Origin of the sequence: Parapedobacter lycopersici (assembly GCF_040395035.1) — a bacterium.
Taxonomy (GTDB): Bacteria; Bacteroidota; Bacteroidia; order Sphingobacteriales; family Sphingobacteriaceae; genus Parapedobacter; species Parapedobacter lycopersici_A.
In genome coordinates, this window is sequence record NZ_JBEBRB010000001.1 from 180,884 (window position 1) to 199,124 (window position 18,241).

Annotated in this window: 18 protein-coding genes; 12 read left to right on the forward strand and 6 right to left on the reverse strand. The window is 51.1% G+C overall.

The window, feature by feature from the left end; translation table 11 throughout:
* Positions 1-270 precede the first annotated feature (270 nt).
* Entirely contained in the window at positions 271-3,087 is a 2,817-nt protein-coding gene (carB, locus tag ABWO75_RS00895; RefSeq protein ID WP_353181598.1) for a carbamoyl-phosphate synthase large subunit, read from the forward strand.
* Between the two features lie 140 nt (positions 3,088-3,227).
* On the opposite strand, the gene ABWO75_RS00900 is transcribed toward carB, so the two are convergent.
* Entirely contained in the window at positions 3,228-5,099 is a 1,872-nt protein-coding gene (locus ABWO75_RS00900; RefSeq protein WP_353181600.1) for a hypothetical protein, read from the reverse strand.
* Positions 5,100-5,331: 232 nt separating this feature from the next.
* Here ABWO75_RS00900 and fumC point away from each other — a divergent pair, with 232 nt between their 5' ends.
* Positions 5,332-6,729 (forward strand): class II fumarate hydratase, encoded by a 1,398-nt coding sequence (fumC, locus tag ABWO75_RS00905; RefSeq protein ID WP_353181602.1) that lies wholly within the window; start codon positions 5,332-5,334, stop codon positions 6,727-6,729.
* On the forward strand, positions 6,690-7,247 hold the full coding sequence (locus ABWO75_RS00910; protein WP_353181604.1) for a fumarate hydratase: 558 nt from the start codon (positions 6,690-6,692) through the stop codon (positions 7,245-7,247). The genes fumC and ABWO75_RS00910 overlap by 40 nt, the downstream gene beginning before the upstream one ends.
* A 342-nt stretch (positions 7,248-7,589) precedes the next feature.
* Here the strand turns inward: ABWO75_RS00910 and ABWO75_RS00915 are convergent, their stop codons facing one another.
* Positions 7,590-7,976: a DUF3127 domain-containing protein gene (locus tag ABWO75_RS00915; RefSeq protein WP_353181606.1), complete on the reverse strand. Its 387-nt coding sequence runs from the start codon at positions 7,974-7,976 to the stop codon at positions 7,590-7,592.
* A gap of 75 nt (positions 7,977-8,051) precedes the next feature.
* Here ABWO75_RS00915 and ABWO75_RS00920 point away from each other — a divergent pair, with 75 nt between their 5' ends.
* Both ABWO75_RS00920 and ABWO75_RS00925 read left to right on the forward strand, forming a co-directional pair.
* On the forward strand, positions 8,052-9,233 hold the full coding sequence (locus ABWO75_RS00920) for a THUMP domain-containing class I SAM-dependent RNA methyltransferase (RefSeq protein ID WP_353181608.1): 1,182 nt from the start codon (positions 8,052-8,054) through the stop codon (positions 9,231-9,233).
* A complete protein-coding gene (locus ABWO75_RS00925; protein ID WP_353181610.1) occupies positions 9,230-9,886 on the forward strand; it encodes an HD domain-containing protein in 657 nt (218 codons plus the stop codon). Before ABWO75_RS00920 ends, ABWO75_RS00925 begins: the two co-directional genes overlap by 4 nt.
* Here the strand turns inward: ABWO75_RS00925 and ABWO75_RS00930 are convergent.
* Positions 9,880-10,236, reverse strand: a complete 357-nt coding sequence (locus ABWO75_RS00930) for a TM2 domain-containing protein (RefSeq protein WP_257657490.1) — start codon at positions 10,234-10,236, stop codon at positions 9,880-9,882. The two genes, ABWO75_RS00925 and ABWO75_RS00930, sit on opposite strands and share 7 nt — an antisense overlap.
* Positions 10,233-10,535, reverse strand: a complete 303-nt coding sequence (locus ABWO75_RS00935; RefSeq protein ID WP_353181612.1) for a DUF2752 domain-containing protein — start codon at positions 10,533-10,535, stop codon at positions 10,233-10,235. The genes ABWO75_RS00930 and ABWO75_RS00935 overlap by 4 nt, the downstream gene beginning before the upstream one ends.
* A 182-nt stretch (positions 10,536-10,717) precedes the next feature.
* Here ABWO75_RS00935 and ABWO75_RS00940 point away from each other — a divergent pair, with 182 nt between their 5' ends.
* The 7 genes from ABWO75_RS00940 to ABWO75_RS00970 all read left to right on the forward strand — a co-directional run bounded on the left by ABWO75_RS00940 (position 10,718) and on the right by ABWO75_RS00970 (position 16,934).
* Positions 10,718-11,614: a phosphodiester glycosidase family protein gene (locus ABWO75_RS00940; protein ID WP_353181614.1), complete on the forward strand. Its 897-nt coding sequence runs from the start codon at positions 10,718-10,720 to the stop codon at positions 11,612-11,614.
* A gap of 71 nt (positions 11,615-11,685) precedes the next feature.
* Positions 11,686-12,474, forward strand: a complete 789-nt coding sequence (locus ABWO75_RS00945) for a glycerophosphodiester phosphodiesterase (RefSeq protein ID WP_353181616.1) — start codon at positions 11,686-11,688, stop codon at positions 12,472-12,474.
* Positions 12,471-13,304 (forward strand): endonuclease/exonuclease/phosphatase family protein, encoded by an 834-nt coding sequence (locus ABWO75_RS00950; protein WP_353181618.1) that lies wholly within the window; start codon positions 12,471-12,473, stop codon positions 13,302-13,304. The genes ABWO75_RS00945 and ABWO75_RS00950 overlap by 4 nt, the downstream gene beginning before the upstream one ends.
* 68 nt (positions 13,305-13,372) lie before the next feature.
* A complete protein-coding gene (locus ABWO75_RS00955) occupies positions 13,373-14,134 on the forward strand; it encodes a DUF4197 domain-containing protein (protein ID WP_353181620.1) in 762 nt (253 codons plus the stop codon).
* Between the two features lie 104 nt (positions 14,135-14,238).
* Positions 14,239-15,072: a universal stress protein gene (locus ABWO75_RS00960; RefSeq protein WP_353181622.1), complete on the forward strand. Its 834-nt coding sequence runs from the start codon at positions 14,239-14,241 to the stop codon at positions 15,070-15,072.
* On the forward strand, positions 15,069-16,328 hold the full coding sequence (gene pepT, locus ABWO75_RS00965; RefSeq protein WP_353181624.1) for a peptidase T: 1,260 nt from the start codon (positions 15,069-15,071) through the stop codon (positions 16,326-16,328). The genes ABWO75_RS00960 and pepT overlap by 4 nt, the downstream gene beginning before the upstream one ends.
* A gap of 30 nt (positions 16,329-16,358) precedes the next feature.
* Positions 16,359-16,934, forward strand: a complete 576-nt coding sequence (locus tag ABWO75_RS00970) for a nitroreductase family protein (RefSeq protein WP_353181626.1) — start codon at positions 16,359-16,361, stop codon at positions 16,932-16,934.
* A gap of 45 nt (positions 16,935-16,979) precedes the next feature.
* Here the strand turns inward: ABWO75_RS00970 and ABWO75_RS00975 are convergent, their stop codons facing one another.
* Together ABWO75_RS00975 and ABWO75_RS00980 are read right to left on the reverse strand one after the other, a co-directional pair.
* On the reverse strand, positions 16,980-17,633 hold the full coding sequence (locus ABWO75_RS00975) for a hypothetical protein (protein WP_353181628.1): 654 nt from the start codon (positions 17,631-17,633) through the stop codon (positions 16,980-16,982).
* Positions 17,630-18,199: an RNA polymerase sigma factor gene (locus ABWO75_RS00980; RefSeq protein ID WP_353181630.1), complete on the reverse strand. Its 570-nt coding sequence runs from the start codon at positions 18,197-18,199 to the stop codon at positions 17,630-17,632. The genes ABWO75_RS00975 and ABWO75_RS00980 overlap by 4 nt, the downstream gene beginning before the upstream one ends.
* Positions 18,200-18,241 lie beyond the last annotated feature (42 nt).

Genomic DNA, 18,241 nt, shown 5'->3' on the forward strand with positions numbered 1-18,241 from the left:
CAATAATAACAAAAGCCCGGTATAATCATGCAATAAATGCAAAAACGTTAAGTGTCGCCCACCTTGAAGAAAACAGTCAACATCTCCTTTCTGCACTCCACGGAAAAGTTATTGGCTGATTCTTAAAATATTTAACCGGTTATTCCCCAAAAAGGTTTACCTTTGCACTCCGACAAAGCAGTCGGAATATCCTACCTACAGTTCCTCAGGCATTCATGCTGTTTTGTTCCCTAACGATAGTTGGAATTTGTTAACATTTTTCACCATATAATGCCCAGAAACACCTCCATTAACTCCGTATTAATTATCGGCTCAGGTCCTATTGTCATCGGTCAGGCCTGCGAATTTGACTATTCCGGCTCTCAGGCCGCGCTGTCGCTTAAAGAAGAAGGGATCACCGTATCCATTATCAATTCCAATCCGGCGACCATCATGACCGACAAGGTTATTGCAGACCACGTCTATCTATTGCCGCTTACCTGCGAAAGTATTGAGCAGATCCTTCAGGAGCAGCAAATTGACGCGGTTTTACCCACGATGGGCGGCCAGACCGCACTTAACCTCTGCATACAGGCCGATGAGCGGGGATTATGGGAAAAATACAATGTACAGGTAATCGGCGTGGATGTTGCTGCCATTGAAAAAACGGAAAACCGCGAAGAATTCCGCAGACTGATGGTCGACATCGGTGTTGGCGTAGCCCCGTCCAAAATCGCCAACTCTTTCCTCGAAGGAAAGGAAGCTGCCCAAGAGATTGGATTCCCATTGGTTATCCGCCCATCTTATACCCTTGGCGGGACCGGCGGGGGATTCGTGCATAAAAAAGAAGATTTTGAAGCTGCCTTAAGCCGTGGGCTACAGGCATCGCCTACACACGAAGTACTGGTAGAGCAGGCCGTGTTGGGATGGAAGGAATTTGAGCTCGAACTGCTGCGTGACGGTAACGACAATGTGATTATCATCTGTACCATCGAAAATTTCGACCCGATGGGCATCCATACAGGCGACTCCATCACCGTAGCCCCGGGTATGACACTCAGCGACCGCTGCTATCAGGAGATGCGTAACCAAGCCATTAAAATGATGCGTGCGATCGGCAATTTTGCCGGCGGATGTAATGTCCAGTTTTCGGTCAATCCGGAAAATGAGGATGTCATTGCCATTGAAATCAATCCACGGGTATCCCGGTCATCTGCCCTGGCGTCGAAAGCCACTGGATACCCCATCGCCAAAATCGCTTCCAAACTGGCCATCGGATATAATCTGGATGAGATTGAAAACCAGATCACCAAAACAACATCGGCTTACTTTGAACCGACGCTCGACTATGTCATCGTGAAAGTTCCACGCTGGAATTTCGCCAAGTTTAAGGGCGCAAACCGCGAACTGGGCTTGCAGATGAAATCCGTGGGTGAGGTGATGGCAATCGGACGCACATTTATCGAAGCCCTGCAGAAAGCCTGTCAGAGCCTTGAAATCGGTCGTAGCGGCCTGGGTGCGGATGGACGGCAGAGCCGTAACCTGGAAGAGATCATGCACAGTCTGGAGCACCCGAGCAGCGACCGCCTCTTCCATGTTAAGGACGCATTTGAAATGGGCGTACCGCTCGAATCCATTCGCAAAGCCACGAACATAGACAAATGGTTTCTGGTGCAAATACAGGAACTGGTGCACTTTGAAACGGAGTTGCGCCGCTACCAGCTCAACAACATTCCCAAAGACTTTTTCCTTACCCTCAAACAGAAGGGGTACTCCGACGCACAGCTCGCCTGGCTGCTGGGTAATGTCACAGAGGATGACGTATATTACCGGCGCAAGGAACTTGGCATCCACCGGGTATACAAAATGGTAGACACCTGCGCCGCTGAATTCCCGGCGCAGACCCCCTATTATTATTCCACATTTGAGGAGGAAAACGAATCGGTCGCTTCCGACCGGAAAAAAATAATTGTACTGGGATCCGGCCCTAACCGCATCGGTCAGGGCATCGAGTTCGATTATTCCTGCGTACATGGCCTGTTAGCGGCAAAAGAAGCCGGCTATGAAGCCATCATGATCAACTGTAACCCCGAAACGGTGTCGACGGATTTTAACATGGCCGACAAACTCTACTTTGAGCCAGTATTCTGGGAGCATGTGCGTGAAATCATCGAACTTGAAAAACCAGTTGGCGTTATCGTACAGCTCGGCGGGCAAACCGCACTCAAAATGGCCGAGCAACTGGAGTCCAACGGCATCCGGATCATCGGCACGTCGTTCCAGAATATGGACCTTGCCGAAGACCGCGGCCGGTTCTCCGACTTGCTTAAGTCACTGGACATTCCCTACCCGCGGTACGGAGTGGCCGAAAGTGCAGAAGAAGCCCTTAAGGTGGCCAATGAAGTGGGTTATCCGGTACTTGTGCGCCCCAGCTACGTCCTTGGTGGTGAACGCATGAGCATTGTTATTAACGACGAAGAACTCGAAACGGCTGTAGTCAAACTCCTGCGCAACCTGCCCGGAAACCGGGTGCTGATCGATCATTTCCTCGACCGGGCAGAGGAAGCCGAATCCGACTCCATCTGTGACGGTGAGGATGTGCACATTATCGGCATGATGGAGCACATCGAACCGGCGGGCATCCACTCCGGCGATTCAAGTGCCGTGCTTCCACCGTTCAGCTTGTCGAAAAACGTTCAGGAAAAAATGGAGGAATATACCATCAAGCTCGCCAAAGCGCTTAACGTAAGCGGACTGCTTAACATCCAGTTTGCCATAAAAGACGAAAACGTATATGTGATTGAAGCGAACCCTCGCGCTTCCCGGACGGTGCCGTTTATTGCCAAGGCATACGATGTGCCTTATATTAATATCGCTACCAAAGTAATGCTGGGCGCCAATAAACTGAAGGATTTCACCATCGAACGCAAACTGAAGGGTTATGCCATTAAAGAACCGATCTTCTCGTTTGATAAATTCCCTGATGTCGACAAACAGCTCGGCCCGGAGATGAAATCTACCGGTGAGGCGATTCGCTTTATCAAAGACCTGGACGATCCGTTCTTCCGGGAAATGTATGCGAAAAAATCGATGTACCTGAGCAAATAGTGCGGTCATAGATTCATACATACTATTCAAAGAAAAACCCTGGCAATCATTCCTGCCGGGGTTTTTCTTTTCGCATGGTACCCTTTGCGTATTCCCTGTCGGACCCTCGGCGACATTTCCTGCGGTTCGTTGCCGGCCGACTACAACAACGTCTTCACTACATGTGCGCCGGCTAATTGAAGTTGTATTTTTTCTACATCCGACACGGCAGCTTTCATTTCGGCTGCCCCCGCTTGGGTATAACGCTGCAGCTCGTGGATAATAGTACGGTAATACTCGATCCCCCGCAGGAGGTTATCACAAAAGGACTGATAATAGGCAATACGCTTTTCAGTAAAATCATGCCGGTGTTTTTCGATTTCTCCTTTTAAATAATTGACATAAAGACGCAGCTCATTGACGAACAGGTTTGGGCGGAAACGGTCGTTCAATATGTTGACTTTACCGTAAATATGACCGACCATTTCCTGCAGCGAAACGATGCTCGAAAAGTAGGCCAGGTTGGGTCCCGGACAGATCGTTACTGCCCGGAGGTTGTGCGCGGGCGTTATGTTATTGACCAGTACAGCCGGTGCGGCGAGCCCTTCACACAGGCAGTCCTTTTCCGTAATTACCGTAGCCGATTGGCGGTATGCCTCCTCATCGGGAAAACGGATACGTGCTTCTTGCAGTTTCAGGTACTGGTACTGTCTCGAAGCAGTGCAGATCGGCTTATCCGTATATTCTGTATTAAACGAAAGGAATTTCTTGTGGCAGGGACTGCCCGGACGGTTCCTGCCGATCCGCAGTTTCCGTTGTTCCTCGGAGCTGCTCGGACGGAAGTTATGGAATGGCACGCCAAGCGGCGACGCGTTACTCAGGTAAAAATCCCCCGGCTGTGCATCCGCCAGTTTACCGAGTGTATCTTCATCCACATTCGTGGCTTCGGGCACCAGCAAAAAGGGGCTCCCCCAGCCAGTGCCATCCAATTGATAATAATCCCGTAGAAAACGGTCCTCACCAGCTGTACCAATTCCGCCCTGTACAGTAATGCGCTGCGGGGGATTCTCTCCGAACCCCGGCCGTTGTTTTGTGATGAGCGCGGTATCGCACAGGCCTTTCAACTCGGCATAAAGTATCTCCCGTTGGGTCTTGAATGTTTCCATAATCGGTCCCAGCAGCATCCCGTCACTGATGAATGCGTGTCCGCCGCAATTCAGGCCGGACTCGATCCGGAACTCGGACACCCAGAGCCCTTTCTTCGCCAGTAGTTTGCCCTGGATCAATGCCGACCGGTAATCACTTACCTTCAGAATGATCCGTTTAGCAAGCCTGCCGTTTCCATCCGGGAAGAAATCGTCAAACTGTTCAAAGTAGCTATATAGCCGGGGGTTTAATCCTGCTGACAGGATAACGGCCGACTGGAGTGTGCTCATCGCAAATCCCCGCAGCGCAGCCGACGCATCCGAATACTCCGGCGGCAATGGAGAGCCATCTGCTGTATAATTTATTTTGTCGACCTTGGTCATGATATTCACGTCAATCGCGCCGGCGGTAACGGCCGCACGAAGCACGGCAGCCAACCTTTGCCGCTTGGCACCTTTGCTGGAGCACATTGTTACGTAATCCTGTTTCATCGGCGATTCATCCGGCAGCAGTTCGAAATAGCGGCTAAGCTCACTGCCTGCTTCAAACGGTGCGTTGCGCAACCGTGTCACTTGCTCATTAACGATGTCGTGTACCAGGTTGAGGTACGCCGTAATCCGCCTGGCCCTGTAGTCGGCAGCGTGAGTTGAAATCGGACGAAACGGGCGACCGGATGCCGGTGTATAAAACGCCCGCATCTGCTCCAGCAGGTGATCGTCGGCCAGGGAGAGTGCTGATGCAATGCCATACCGCGCCACTTTCAGCGGTGTGTCAATCGTAAATCCCAGGCCCATGACGGGTATATGAAAGTGATGTTGATTGGTTTCGTTCATGGTGTATTTTTCCGTGCCGGCTTCACGCGCATAATCGCGGATTAAGCCCAACAAAATTAACGATTTCCCACCCCCACGCCGTGACAGCCGTCAGTTATGAGAATGACGGGCATCATAGTTTTGCATGTATGAACTGTTATGCATCGGCGGGATATGCCCGGTTGGGCATAGCAGTTGCAGCAACGACTGTGGCAAATGAGCTGGCTATGCTTATTTTCCATTATATTTCCGCACATCTCCCATATCATTTGTAACTTTGGACGATTTAATCAAAAACAACGATTCCATGTCATACCGAATAGAACACGATACCATGGGCGAGGTGCAGGTACCTGCCGACAAGTATTGGGGAGCGCAAACCGAACGCTCACGCAACAATTTCAAAATTGGTCCGGCAGCCTCCATGCCAAAAGAAATTATTGAGGCATTCGCCTACCTTAAGAAAGCCGCCGCTTACACCAATACGGATGCAGGTATACTCCCGGCCGAAAAGCGCGACCTGATCGCCCGGGTATGTGACGAAATATTGGCGGGCCAGCTGGACGATCAGTTTCCGCTGGTCATCTGGCAGACCGGTTCCGGCACGCAATCAAATATGAATGTGAATGAAGTGGTCTCCAACCGTGCCCATGTGCTACAGGGACATAAACTCGGCGAAGGAAAACCTTTTATCCACCCCAATGACGACGTAAATAAATCGCAGTCATCCAACGACACCTATCCTACGGCTATGCACATCGCCGCCTATAAGCGGATTATTTCCACCACCATCCCGGGTGTGGAAAAGCTGCGGGATACGCTGAAGGCAAAATCAGCAGCATTTGCCGGTGTAGTCAAAATCGGACGCACCCACTTGATGGACGCAACGCCGCTGACCCTTGGACAGGAATTTTCAGGTTATGTGGCCCAGCTGGATTATGGCTTGAAAGCACTCAGAAATACACTGGACCATTTGGCGGAACTGGCACTTGGCGGAACGGCCGTGGGTACAGGCATTAACACGCCAAAAGGTTACGCCGAGCATGTGGCCAAGTATATCGCCGGGTTTACGGGACTCCCCTTGCGCACGGCACCCAATAAGTTCGAGGCACTTGCTTCCCACGATGCCATCGTGGAAAGCCATGGCGCACTGAAACAGCTGGCTGTATCGTTGCATAAAATCGCCAACGATATCCGCATGCTGGCTTCCGGTCCACGCTCAGGCATCGGCGAAATCCTGATTCCCGAAAATGAACCGGGATCGTCCATTATGCCCGGAAAGGTCAATCCGACGCAGTGTGAAGCACTGACGATGGTTGCCGCACAGGTCATAGGCAATGACGTGACCATCGCATTCGGCGGTGCCAATGGCCACTATGAGCTCAACGTATTCAAACCGGTGATGGCGGCCAATTTCCTGCAATCCGCACAGCTGATCGGCGATGCCTGCGTATCCTTCAACGACCACTGTGCTGTTGGTATTGAGCCCAACTACGCCGGTATTAAAAAACACGTGGAAAATTCGCTGATGCTTGTTACCGCACTCAATCCGCATATCGGCTATGAAAATGCCGCCAAAATCGCAAAAAAGGCACACAAAGAAAACAAATCGCTCCGCGAAGCGGCGCTGGAGCTGGGCCTGTTAACCAATGAGCAATTTGACGAATGGGTGCGGCCAGAGGATATGATCGGCGGGTTGAAGTAACAGTCAGCGACTCCCGAAAATCAGTTTTACAACCGCTATCGGCACTGCTGCTGATCGCACTCTGCCTTTCTGCATGCCGTTTTAACCCCGACATGCGACAGGAAGGACTGGAATACCTGCATGGCCGCTGGACACAGGACAGCGTAGCCATGCAGGGTGACCTGCTGCAATACACCCTGCATGAACTAACTGTCACCCCCGACTCCATCTATTTCACCCTGCACACCACAGCCCGGGTAAAAAAAATGGCCGATTCATGCTATAATGATGGAAACTGGGTAGAATATGCCCGGGGCCTCTACGTTGTACGGCAGGACAGCCTGCTGGTGGAGGGCTGGTACCGTCAGGCTGACGGGCAGCTCAAAACGGCCGGTTGTCATCACATCGGTAAATATCGACCGCGTTTCCTTATCCTGCACCATACAGCCGATTCACTGATCCTCGAAGAGCGGCTCAGCCGGCAACGGCTTTTGTTACGGAGGGTTGCTGGCACCCCTGGCGAACCATTGCAACAGTAACCTGCTGGCTGCGTTTCCACGTAAACGGTTACAGGGCTTCCACCTTGCTTTTTCAGCTACCGGACGGATTCAAATACCGTATGCTTTATGTTCGGTAATCCGACACGTCGTCTCCTGTATTAACAGGAATCTGATACGGACCCCATAGGGATATCATAGGGATTTCCCCCTACGATGTCCCTAGAAGGTCCCTATAAAGTCCCTATCATCTCCCTTTATGATGTAACCGGAAAATCACGCAGTGCACTTCCTCATACCTGGCGGGAAGAAGCAACAAAAAAAGGCGGCACAGATCCTGCGCCACCCTCTTCGATTTATCAACAAATACGGTTGTTTACATTTTTAGAACGGTAGATCGTCGTCCTTTCCATCGTCGGCAGAAATATCGACTGTCGGCGGCGTACTAGGAGCCGGCGCTGCTGCATAAGCTGACCCTCCGTTTTCTGATCCGGTCACTTTACTTACCCGCCAGGCCACCAACGAATTGAAATAGCTGGTTACCCCGTCTTTATTGGTCCAGGGACGTCCACGCAGGTTAAATGAAACTTCCACCTCTTCACCGATGCTCAGGTTATCAAACAATGAAGTACGGTCCTGCGTTGCCTCAAAACGGATATATTCAACAAATTGAGGGTTCTCCGCATATTGGATGATTAGATCTCTTTTCTTAAACGTATCGGTAACCTGCTGCACATCACCAATTTCGTGTACTTTTCCTCGTATTTCCATTACTTTGCGATTTTATTGAAACTGTAAAATTAAAAATTTTTTACCTACAATAATAGGTAACTTTGCCGAAATCTTATGGAAGTTTTCAACACCCCGGCTAAAATCATTATCACGTGTTACCGACGCCTGTCGCCCTACCTGCAAGACGAAGTAAGGCAACTCGGGTTCGATGTCAAGCAAGCTTTTGCTACCGGCATTGAGCTCGAAGGGACAGTCAACGATTGCATCCGACTCAACCTGAACCTGCATTGCGCCAGCCAGGTCTTTTATTCCCTGAAGGCGTTTCGCGCAAATGACCCCCACGAGCTTTATGAAGCACTGGCGGAGGTTCCCTGGGAAACACTCATTGCAGCTGACGGCTATGTTTCTGTTACGTCCAATGTAAATAATTCCACCATTACCACGCCGCTCTTTGCCAACTTAAAAGTAAAAGATGCAATTGCCGACCGCATCAAGAGCAAAAAGGGGCTCCGGCCCGACAGCGGGCCAAGCCTGCAGCGGACCGTAGTGCACCTGCATTGGCAGAAGGACCGTGCGGAAATCTTTCTCGATACTTCAGGGGAAACCCTTGCCAAGCACGGCTACCGCAAATTTCCCGGCAAAGCGCCGATGCTGGAGTCTCTGGCCGCCGGCGTGGTGTATGCCACCCGTTGGAATAAGCAATCGGCCTTCATCAACCCAATGTGCGGGTCGGGCACCCTGGCCATCGAAGCAGCACTTATTGCGACGAACCGCAAGCCGGGCCTTTTTCGGATGAACTACGCATTCATGCACATCCTGGGTTATGATGAACAGGTTTTCTTTGCTGAACGACGCAAACTGAAGGAGCAGGTCAACAAACAGGCACCGGCCAAAATTGTAGCCTCTGACCGCTCAAAAGAGGCCGTTGAAACGGCCATCCTTAATGCCAAGACCGCAGGAGTGGATAAACTCATTGACTTTCATGTCTGCGATTTTGCCGAAACACCCCTGCCCGGGGCGCCCGGAGTGGTTGTCTTCAATCCCGAATATGGCGAGCGCATGGGGACGCATACCAAACTGGAAGCTACATACAGCCGCATCGGCGATTTCTTCAAACAGGACTGTGGCGGCTATACCGGCTATGTGTTTACAGGCAACCCCGACCTGGCCAAAAAAATAGGCCTGCATTCGTCGCGCCGGATTGAATTTTATAACGGAAGACTGGATTGCAGGCTACTGGAATATGAAATTTACGCGGGTAGCCGCCGGCAACCTGCTGACAAACCGCATTCATGAGACACTGCATTGATCAAACGGTCAATTTTGTGCGCCGGCAATTGACCAATGCGGAGGCGGGACACGATTGGTGGCATATCCTGCGGGTATGGAATAACGTGAAGTACCTCCTTACCCGGGAACCGGCAGACGCACTTGTATGCGAGCTGGCTGCGCTGCTGCACGATATCGCCGACAGCAAGTTCCATAATGGCGATGAAACACTGGGACCCCGGCTCGCAGGCGAATACCTAAACGGGATCGGAGTGGATGAGAACCGGATAAAGCATGTGCAGGAGATTATACTGAACATGTCATACAAGGCGAACCTGGGCCATGTTACCTTTCATTCACCGGAGCTGGCCATCGTACAGGATGCCGACCGGCTGGATGCCATCGGCGCCATTGGCATTGCCCGTGCATTCCATTATGGCGGCTTCAAAAACCGCGAACTATATAATCCCGGCATTCCGCCCGACCCCCAACAGGACCGGGAGTCGTACAAAAACAGCACTGCCCCGACGTTAAATCATTTTCACGAGAAACTGCTCCTGCTAAAGGACAAAATGAACACCGATACCGCAAGGGAGCTTGCCGCATCCAGGCACGCCTTTATGGAGCAATACCTGGCGCAGTTCCATGCCGAATGGGCAGGCGGATTGCCCGCTCAGTAACCCGCTACCATTTGGAGGCATTCGCGCGTTGCGCGCTGGTTATACTCATCAGTCATGCTCTTGTGGTTAATCAGGTCGACAATCGTGCCTATCCAGCAGAAGCCAACGGTCAGGAAATAGATAACACCCATTGCTACCTGGCCAAGTATAAAGCGCTGCACGCCGGCAAATCCCAGAAAACCAAGCAGCGTAAACAGCAGAATATCCTGTGCGCGTTTTCGTTTGCCAATATAGAGCAGCACGAAATTTTTAAGCTGGTCATCGGTCAGTGAGGCGGTGGCATGCTGGAGGTACAGCAGTTCATCGGGCGTGATTCCCTCGATGTTCATCAATATGTTGCGGTTGCTCATAAGTATCGTAATTTAGCTGTTATATTCAGTTTTGCCAAACAATAAATTCGGTGGGCAAGCACCAAAAAAGCTGGTATCCCCAGCGGGTGCATTGACACGGATGCTGCAAACTCGCCATGCATCAACAGGGTAAGCGAACGGCCTAACCCACATCCCGGACACCAGTCGACACCTACATTTTCCAATGGACACAGGGTGAAATGATGCATGCCGGGATTGGATAAGTAAAGCAGCACCAATGCCGCTATCCAACAGCATAATTCAACCGGAAGCCTGGAAAATTGAACCTGCTGCATCATATTTACGCTAATTAGATGTACGCCCTTTCAAGATGTTACATTCGGTGTTTTGGTAATTGCCTGATAAAAGTAAACAATCTTTCTGTAAAACAGATAAGGGGCCGCGACCGTCATTTATGGTTAATTCCTTGATACCCCGGTAATATTTATATAATTTGCGATTCGCATATTGCCAACGGATTATGAAAACAAGAAAACAATACCTTCAGCGCCTAACATGTGCAGTCTATCTCGTAGGCTGTATGTTATGGCTGGCCCCGCAGTTTATTTTTGCGCAGACCCCGGCAGATTCACTCCGCATCGTCACAACCGTATGGAAGGAAAAAGCGATAGCTCCCGGGGCGGTTTGGAAACAGGCGCATTTTGACAGCCTGTTTGCATCCCAGCAGGAAGTCAACCTGCTGGAGATCGACCTGACAAACCCCGACCGTACCATCGCGTTTGCTGGATTGCCCGACGGTGTTGAGCTGACCAGTGTTTTTGCCAAAGAAGCGGGAGCCCTGGGCGCTATCAATGCCACATTTTTTGACGTACAGCACGGGGGTGCCACTACCTTTGTACGGATCGACGGGAAGGTGGTCAACGAAACGGAAATGCTGCTGCCCAATGGCACCAATCATGAACGGGCCAACGGCGCCCTGATTGTCGACGGAAAAACGGCCTCCATTGTTCTGGGTGACAATCAGACTGCCGGCTGGGATAAACGTCTGAAAGGAGCCAATGTTATGGTATGCGGCCCAATGCTATTACAGGGCGGAACAGTTGTGGCACTGCAGAAAAACGCATTCAACGACAACCGCCATCCCCGCTCGGCCGTGGCACATACTGCCGATAATAAGCTTGTGCTGCTTACGGTAGACGGGCGGAACGCCAACGCCTACGGGATGAACCTGCCGGAACTGGCTTTTTTGCTGCGCGTGATGGGCATGCAGGATGCGCTCAACCTCGACGGAGGCGGATCAACGACACTGTATGTAAAGGGAGAAACCGAATCGGGTGTGGTCAATTATCCGTCAGACAATAAAAAATTCGATCATGACGGTGAACGTAAGGTAGCCAATGTCATTCTGGTCTTTTAATTCCAGCAAATTAGTTACCTTTAATGAGGCATACATATCATCAATTTATTCATTCGCTGAAAACGAAAACCATGAATTTGATCACTCGCGCCCTACTGGCTGTTATCTGCTGTACCATGTCACAAATCACCTTTGCCCAATTTGTCCAAAATGAAGCCATTGCCCACCGCGGTGCCTGGAAGGCAGATAACCTGCCGCAAAACTCCATTGCTTCGCTGCACCGTGCCATCGAGCTGGGTTGCGCAGGCACCGAATTTGATGTGCATCTTACCAAAGACGGTGTACTGGTAGTGAACCACGACAAAGATTTTTACGGGCTGGATATCGCTACCTCAACATATGCCGAATTGCTGGCTAAAAAACATCCGAACGGGGAACCGATCCCAACAGCGGAGGCCTACCTGCGTGAAGGCATGAAGCAGCGAAAGACTAAGCTTATCTTTGAACTCAAAACCTCACCCTTGGGACTGGACCGTACGCTTGAAGCGGCCGACCAATCGATAGAACTGGTCAAAAAACTACATGCGGAGGATTGGGTCGAATACATCCTGTTTGATTATGCGGGTGCAAAACGGATCATCGAGCTGGATCCACAGGCTAAAGTTTATTACCTGAATGGCGACGTGGCGCCGGCCCAGGCCAAAAAGGACGGCTTTTATGGACTGGATTACCATTTTGACGTGTACAAGAAAAATCCGACCTGGATTCAGGAAGCGCAGCATCTCGGACTCGTGGTCAATGCGTGGACCGTTAACACGGAGGAAGAAATGATCCGGCTGCTCGACCAGCGGGTGGAGTACATTACCACCGACCAGCCCGGGCTATTGCTCGACGTCATTAAGCTACGTGCTAACAGATGAAAAAAACAGCCGTTACCGCCCTGCTCTTTTTTACCTGCCTTGCCTTTGGCATCGCCCAGCAATTCCGTGTAGCCACCTACAACATCCGGTATGATGCTGCAGGCGATATCGGCAACCTTTGGAAAGACCGGGCACCGCATCTTACCTCGCTCATCCGTTTCCACGGTTTCGATATTTTCGGCATTCAGGAAGGCCTTAAGCATCAGGTCGAGGCGATCAAAGCGGCACTTCCCGGTTATGCCTATATCGGCGTAGGGCGCGATGATGGCAAGGAACAGGGTGAGTATTCAGCCATATTTTTTGACACAACGAAATTTGAGGTAGTCAGGCAGGGCACCTTTTGGCTTGCTGAAAATACGGAAACACCCAACAAAGGCTGGGATGCGGCCCTGCCGCGTATCTGTACCTGGGGGTTATTCAAAGACCGGCGCACCGGCTTCCGGTTTTTCCTGTTCAACACCCATTTTGACCACGTGGGTACCGAAGCCCGGACGGAAAGCGCTAAACTTATCGTAGCGAAAGCCAGTGAACTGGGCAGTGGCACACCGATGATCATCACTGGCGATTTTAATGTGGACCAGCGCAGCGACAGTTACCGGTTGCTCCACACCGGCGGGGTCGTAGAAGATGCATATGAGCTATCGCCCCTGAAATATGCACCTAATGGTACTTTCAATAGCTTTGACATCACCCGTGTGAGTGACAGCCGTATCGATCATATTTTTCTTTCTCCTCCGTTTAAGGTGGTACGCTATGGTATACTGACAGACAGCTATGCGGGCAAGCTGCCCTCCGATCACTTTCCGGTGATGGCGGAAATCCGCTATTGATTGCTTTCTTAGCCCGAGAATGGTACCTTTACGCCTTTATTCAACATATCGTTAACTTTTTTTATTCTATGAAGAATCGGCTGAAAGTACTTTCCCTTGCCTCCTCACTGCTCTTGTTTACTCAATGCGATACGCTGAGCCAGCTGACATATCCAGACCATGCTGCCAAAACACCAGCCGGCAGCACAACCCAGGGTGCGGCAGTTTCTTCCGGTGAAATCGCCACTGGCATAAAGCAGGCGCTGAGCCAGGGATTAGACCGGAGTATTCAGTCACTCGCGGTAAAAGACGGCTTCCTGGGCAATGCCGCGGTTAAGATTCTCATGCCCCCGGAGGCACAAAAAGTAGAACGTACCCTACGGGATATCGGGCTGGGGTCGTTGTGCGACAACCTGATCCAAAGCCTTAACCACGCAGCAGAAAGCGCAGTAGGCGAAGCGGCACCGGTGTTCGTTTCAGCACTCTCGCAGCTCACGGTCCGCGATGCAACCAATATCCTGCTTAGCGGGCAGGAGGATGCGGCTACCCAGTTTTTCCAGCGCGCCACCACGGATGAACTGACCAAGCGGTTCAGCCCCATTGTGGAGCAGGCGCTCGGCAAACATCGTGTCGCACAATACTGGAGCACCGTGATGACCAGCTATAACCAGATTCCCCTTATTAACGATAAGGTGGAAACCGATTTGAACAAGTACGTAACCCAGAAAGCCATAGCCGGCCTCTTTCATCAGGTTGCCCAGGAAGAACTTAAAATCCGCAATAACCTCGGCGGTACACGTACCACACCATTGCTGAAAAAGGTATTCGGCTACGCCGACAAACAGCAATAATATGCCGGCTGCTTTTCTTTCATCCGTTCAAATAGCGATCTTTTCCTATCTTTGGGAGATACACTAAGCCCATTGCCAGTTAGGGGTGCTTTATAGACGATTGAATGAACACGTTTTTAGTCCCGGTTGATTTTTCCGACGTATCGTATAATGCAGCGCAGTATGCAGTGGATATGGCCGGAGAATTAAAAGCACTTCGGCTTATTTTCTACCATTCGTATAAAGATGCCCCCGTAGACGGGACACGATCCGAACAGGGGCGGAACCCATACCACGAAGTGGCCATGAAGCACTTAGAGGCCATGGTCAGCAAGCTTCATCGGATCAATGACATGAGGGACCGTATCCTGCTGCTCGCCGATGACCAAAGTGTAAAGGCAGGCGTGGAAGCCATTGTTAATATCCATCAAGTATCCATTATCATCATGGGAATTGCCGGCTTATCCGATATTGAAAACACCCTTATTGGCCGGCATACACTGGCCGTGGCGGAATCCGGTATCGCGCCGCTGCTGATTGTACCACGTGACCACCTGCTCCGGTCCATAAAAAAAGTAGCCTACGCTACCGACCTGGTCGATGTGGAAACCGAGACGCCCATCAATTCCATTGTCCAGCTGGTAAGCCCCTTCCGCGCAGAAATGCATATCCTGCATGTGGATTACGCACTAAAGCGCCAGTCGCCGGCGACGCTGCTTGGCCAGAAGCAACTCATGCGATACCTGGACGAACTAACCCCCGTTTTTGAAACCATCAGCACACATAAGGATACGGCAACAGGCATATTCGACTACGTAAAAAAACAGCACATTGACCTGGTTCTCATCGCCTCGAAAAAATCCGGTATTTTACGTCGGCTATTTCATTCCAGCGTGCGCAAAAAACTACTGAATATTACAGATGTACCCGTTGTACTATTAAAGAAAAAACGACTATGAATGAGGTGATAAACGCAATTGAGGCGTTTACCGTTGAAGAACGGTTTTTACGATATGTACAAATAGATACGGAGTCCGACCCCACGTCTTTATCCTGTCCGTCCACGGAAAAACAAAAAAACCTCGGACAGGTCCTGGTTAACGAGTTATTGGCTATGGGCATTGTTGATGCTCACCTCGACTCCGATGGTTATGTATATGCAACCATTCCTGCCAACACGGACAAGCGGGTACCAACGATCTGCTTCTGTTCGCACATGGATACATCGCCCGATTGCACCGGCGCTGATGTAAAGCCCGTGGTGCACCGCGGTTACGCAGGGGGAGACATCATCCTGCCGGATGATCCCGATGTGGTTATCCGACGGCATGAGCATCCTGATTTATCAAGGCAGCTGGGCAACGACATCATTACCGCCAGTGGAAAGACGTTGTTAGGCGCGGATGATAAAGCCGGTATTGCTGAAATTATGGACGCAGCACGCATTTTAATGCATTATCCTGCCATTAAACACGGTACCGTTAAAATCCTGTTTACGCCTGATGAGGAGATCGGGCGGGGTGTGGACCGGGTAGATCTCGTAAAACTTGGTGCAGACTTCGCATATACCGTAGACGGCGAAACAGCCGGAACCATCGAGGATGAAACTTTTTCGGCGGATGGCGCTGTGGTAACTATTCATGGAGTCGGCGTTCACCCCGGTTTTGCCAAAGGAAAAATGCAAAGCGCGATAAAAATCGCCGCGGAAATCGTGCATGGTCTTCCTTCCGGCCGGCTGTCGCCGGAAAGCACCGGCGGGCGCGAAGGTTTCGTGCACCCAGTAGCTATCAACGGAGGGGTGGAACAGGCGGAAATCACATTTATTATCCGTGATTTTACCGATGAAAAACTGCGGGCACATGGGGAAGAGTTGGAAGCATTGGTCAAATCGGTACTGGCATCCCACCCCGGTTGCAGCTACCGGTTTACCGTCAACGAACAGTACCGCAACATGAAACAGGTGCTTGACCAATACCCCCAGGTAATGGATATTGGTATGGAGGCGATCCGGCGGGCAGGTATGGAGCCGGTACGGCGCAGTATCCGCGGCGGAACAGACGGCTCCCGACTCTCCTTCATGGGGCTTCCCTGCCCAAACATTTTTGCGGGCGGCCATGCTTTCCATGGCCGGGAAGAGTGGGTATCCGTACAGGATATGCAAAAATCCGTACGCACCATCCTCCACATCGCCGCATTATGGGAAGAGCGGGGTTAACATGATACAGTTTAAATCAATTCATATCAAATGACAGCACACGACAGTAATTCATTACAGGAACTGGTAAAAAACCGCCGGAGTATCTTTCCGGACAGCTATACCGACCGGGAGCTTTCCAAAGAGACGTTATTGCAATTGCTAGAATGCGCCAATACAGCGCCAACGCATAAACTTACGCAACCCTGGCGTTTCACGGTATTCCGCGGCGACGCGTTAATCCGGCTGGCGGATAAGCTGGCTTCCCTTTATCAGGAAAACACACCGGCGGCGCTTTTCCTGCAAAAGAAGTATGAAGCGACCCGAAGAAAAGTACTCCGGTCGGCCGCTGTCATTGCCATTAACATCCATTATTCAGGGGAGGTCCCCAAATGGGAGGAGTTGGCTGCCACCGCCTGCGCCGTGCAGAACCTCTGGCTGGCGGCTTCCGCCGAAGGTATCGGTGGGTATTGGAGCAGTCCGGGCTCAATTAAACACATGGCTGATTTTCTGGCGCTCGCCGATGGGGAAGAATGCCTGGGCTTTTTTTATATGGGATATCACGCGGAGCCGCAGCGGGGGGCTAACCGGACACCGGTAGCTGAAAAAATACGCTGGGAAGAATAACGCGCACGGAGCACACGGGACGGGATCATGTTGAGGGGTAATGGATCAATCAACGGAGATCGTCAGCTTCCCTTTTGTACCGTTCCATAACGGACCCTCCTGCAATATACGTTGCACATTGGCCACTAATGATGCACTTACCCCGTCTAAAGCCCGGATGGCGGTCGGCTTTCCCGTCGGATCGACATCAAATGTCACCACCAGTTCGCCGGCAATTGGTAGGTTACCTTTATTTTCAGCAAGATAGGTATTGAACTGCTCCCAGCCTGTTTCCGGGTAGGCATCCAGCCCTTCGCCCATTACCGGTTCCGCATGGATTCCTGCAACCGTTTCGGGTGGAGTCAGTTCAACCACCACTTCCTTTTCAGCCGGCGTCGTGTGGGTGGTGTGGCTGCGCATCCAAAGCAGCACGAGGACCAACACCATCAACACACAGGCAGTAGCCGCCACGCCAAGCCGCTGCCAGCTAAAGTAAAAGGTATGGCGCTCCTGTTGCTGGCCTTCAATACGGGCCGCCAACCGTTGCTGTAGCAGACTAAGCCGGCCATGGTCGACCTTATTCTGCAACCGATACCCTTCAATAGCATCATTAAGCAACGGGTCTTCAAGGGCTTCCCGTTCCATTTGATGCATTTCCTCCCGGCTCAATGTGCCATTGAGGTATTGCTGTATACGGATAATATGATAATTGTCGTTCATGTCTGCTTTTTCTCCATACAAATCTTCAGGTTTCGTTTGCCATTCTGGATATGGCTTTTCACCTTGTTCAGCTCGTAGCCGGTAAGTGCTGCAATTTCCTTATAGCATTTCTGTTCCAGGTAGAAAAGCGTGACGCACCGTTGCTGTTCATCGTTGAGTTCGGCGAGACAGGCTTCCATCCGCACCAGCTGCTCTTCGGGAAGCCTATTTTCCTCATCGTATTGATGCAGAAATGCATCACTTTCCACAAGATGTTCGTCAATATCGACGTTTTTTATGCGGCTGGTTACCCGGAGATCCATCAGGCAATGATTACGCGCCAGGGTATACAGCCAGCTTTTGAAATGACTTACCTGATGTACCCGCAATTTATCGATGAGCGCTTCGAAAATCTGCATTACGGCATCTTCACTTTTCGCCTCATCTTTATAGTATTTTAAGCACACCCCATAAATAAGCGGCATATAAGGCTCGTACAGCTTACCCAGCAATTGCAGGTTGCCCGTTTGCCTATATTCTGCCAGAAGTAGCTGTTCCGAGTGCACGGCTGGATTCCTTTTAGTCAAACATACAAAATAATCGGTTAGCCGCCATCGGTTTTTCGCAAC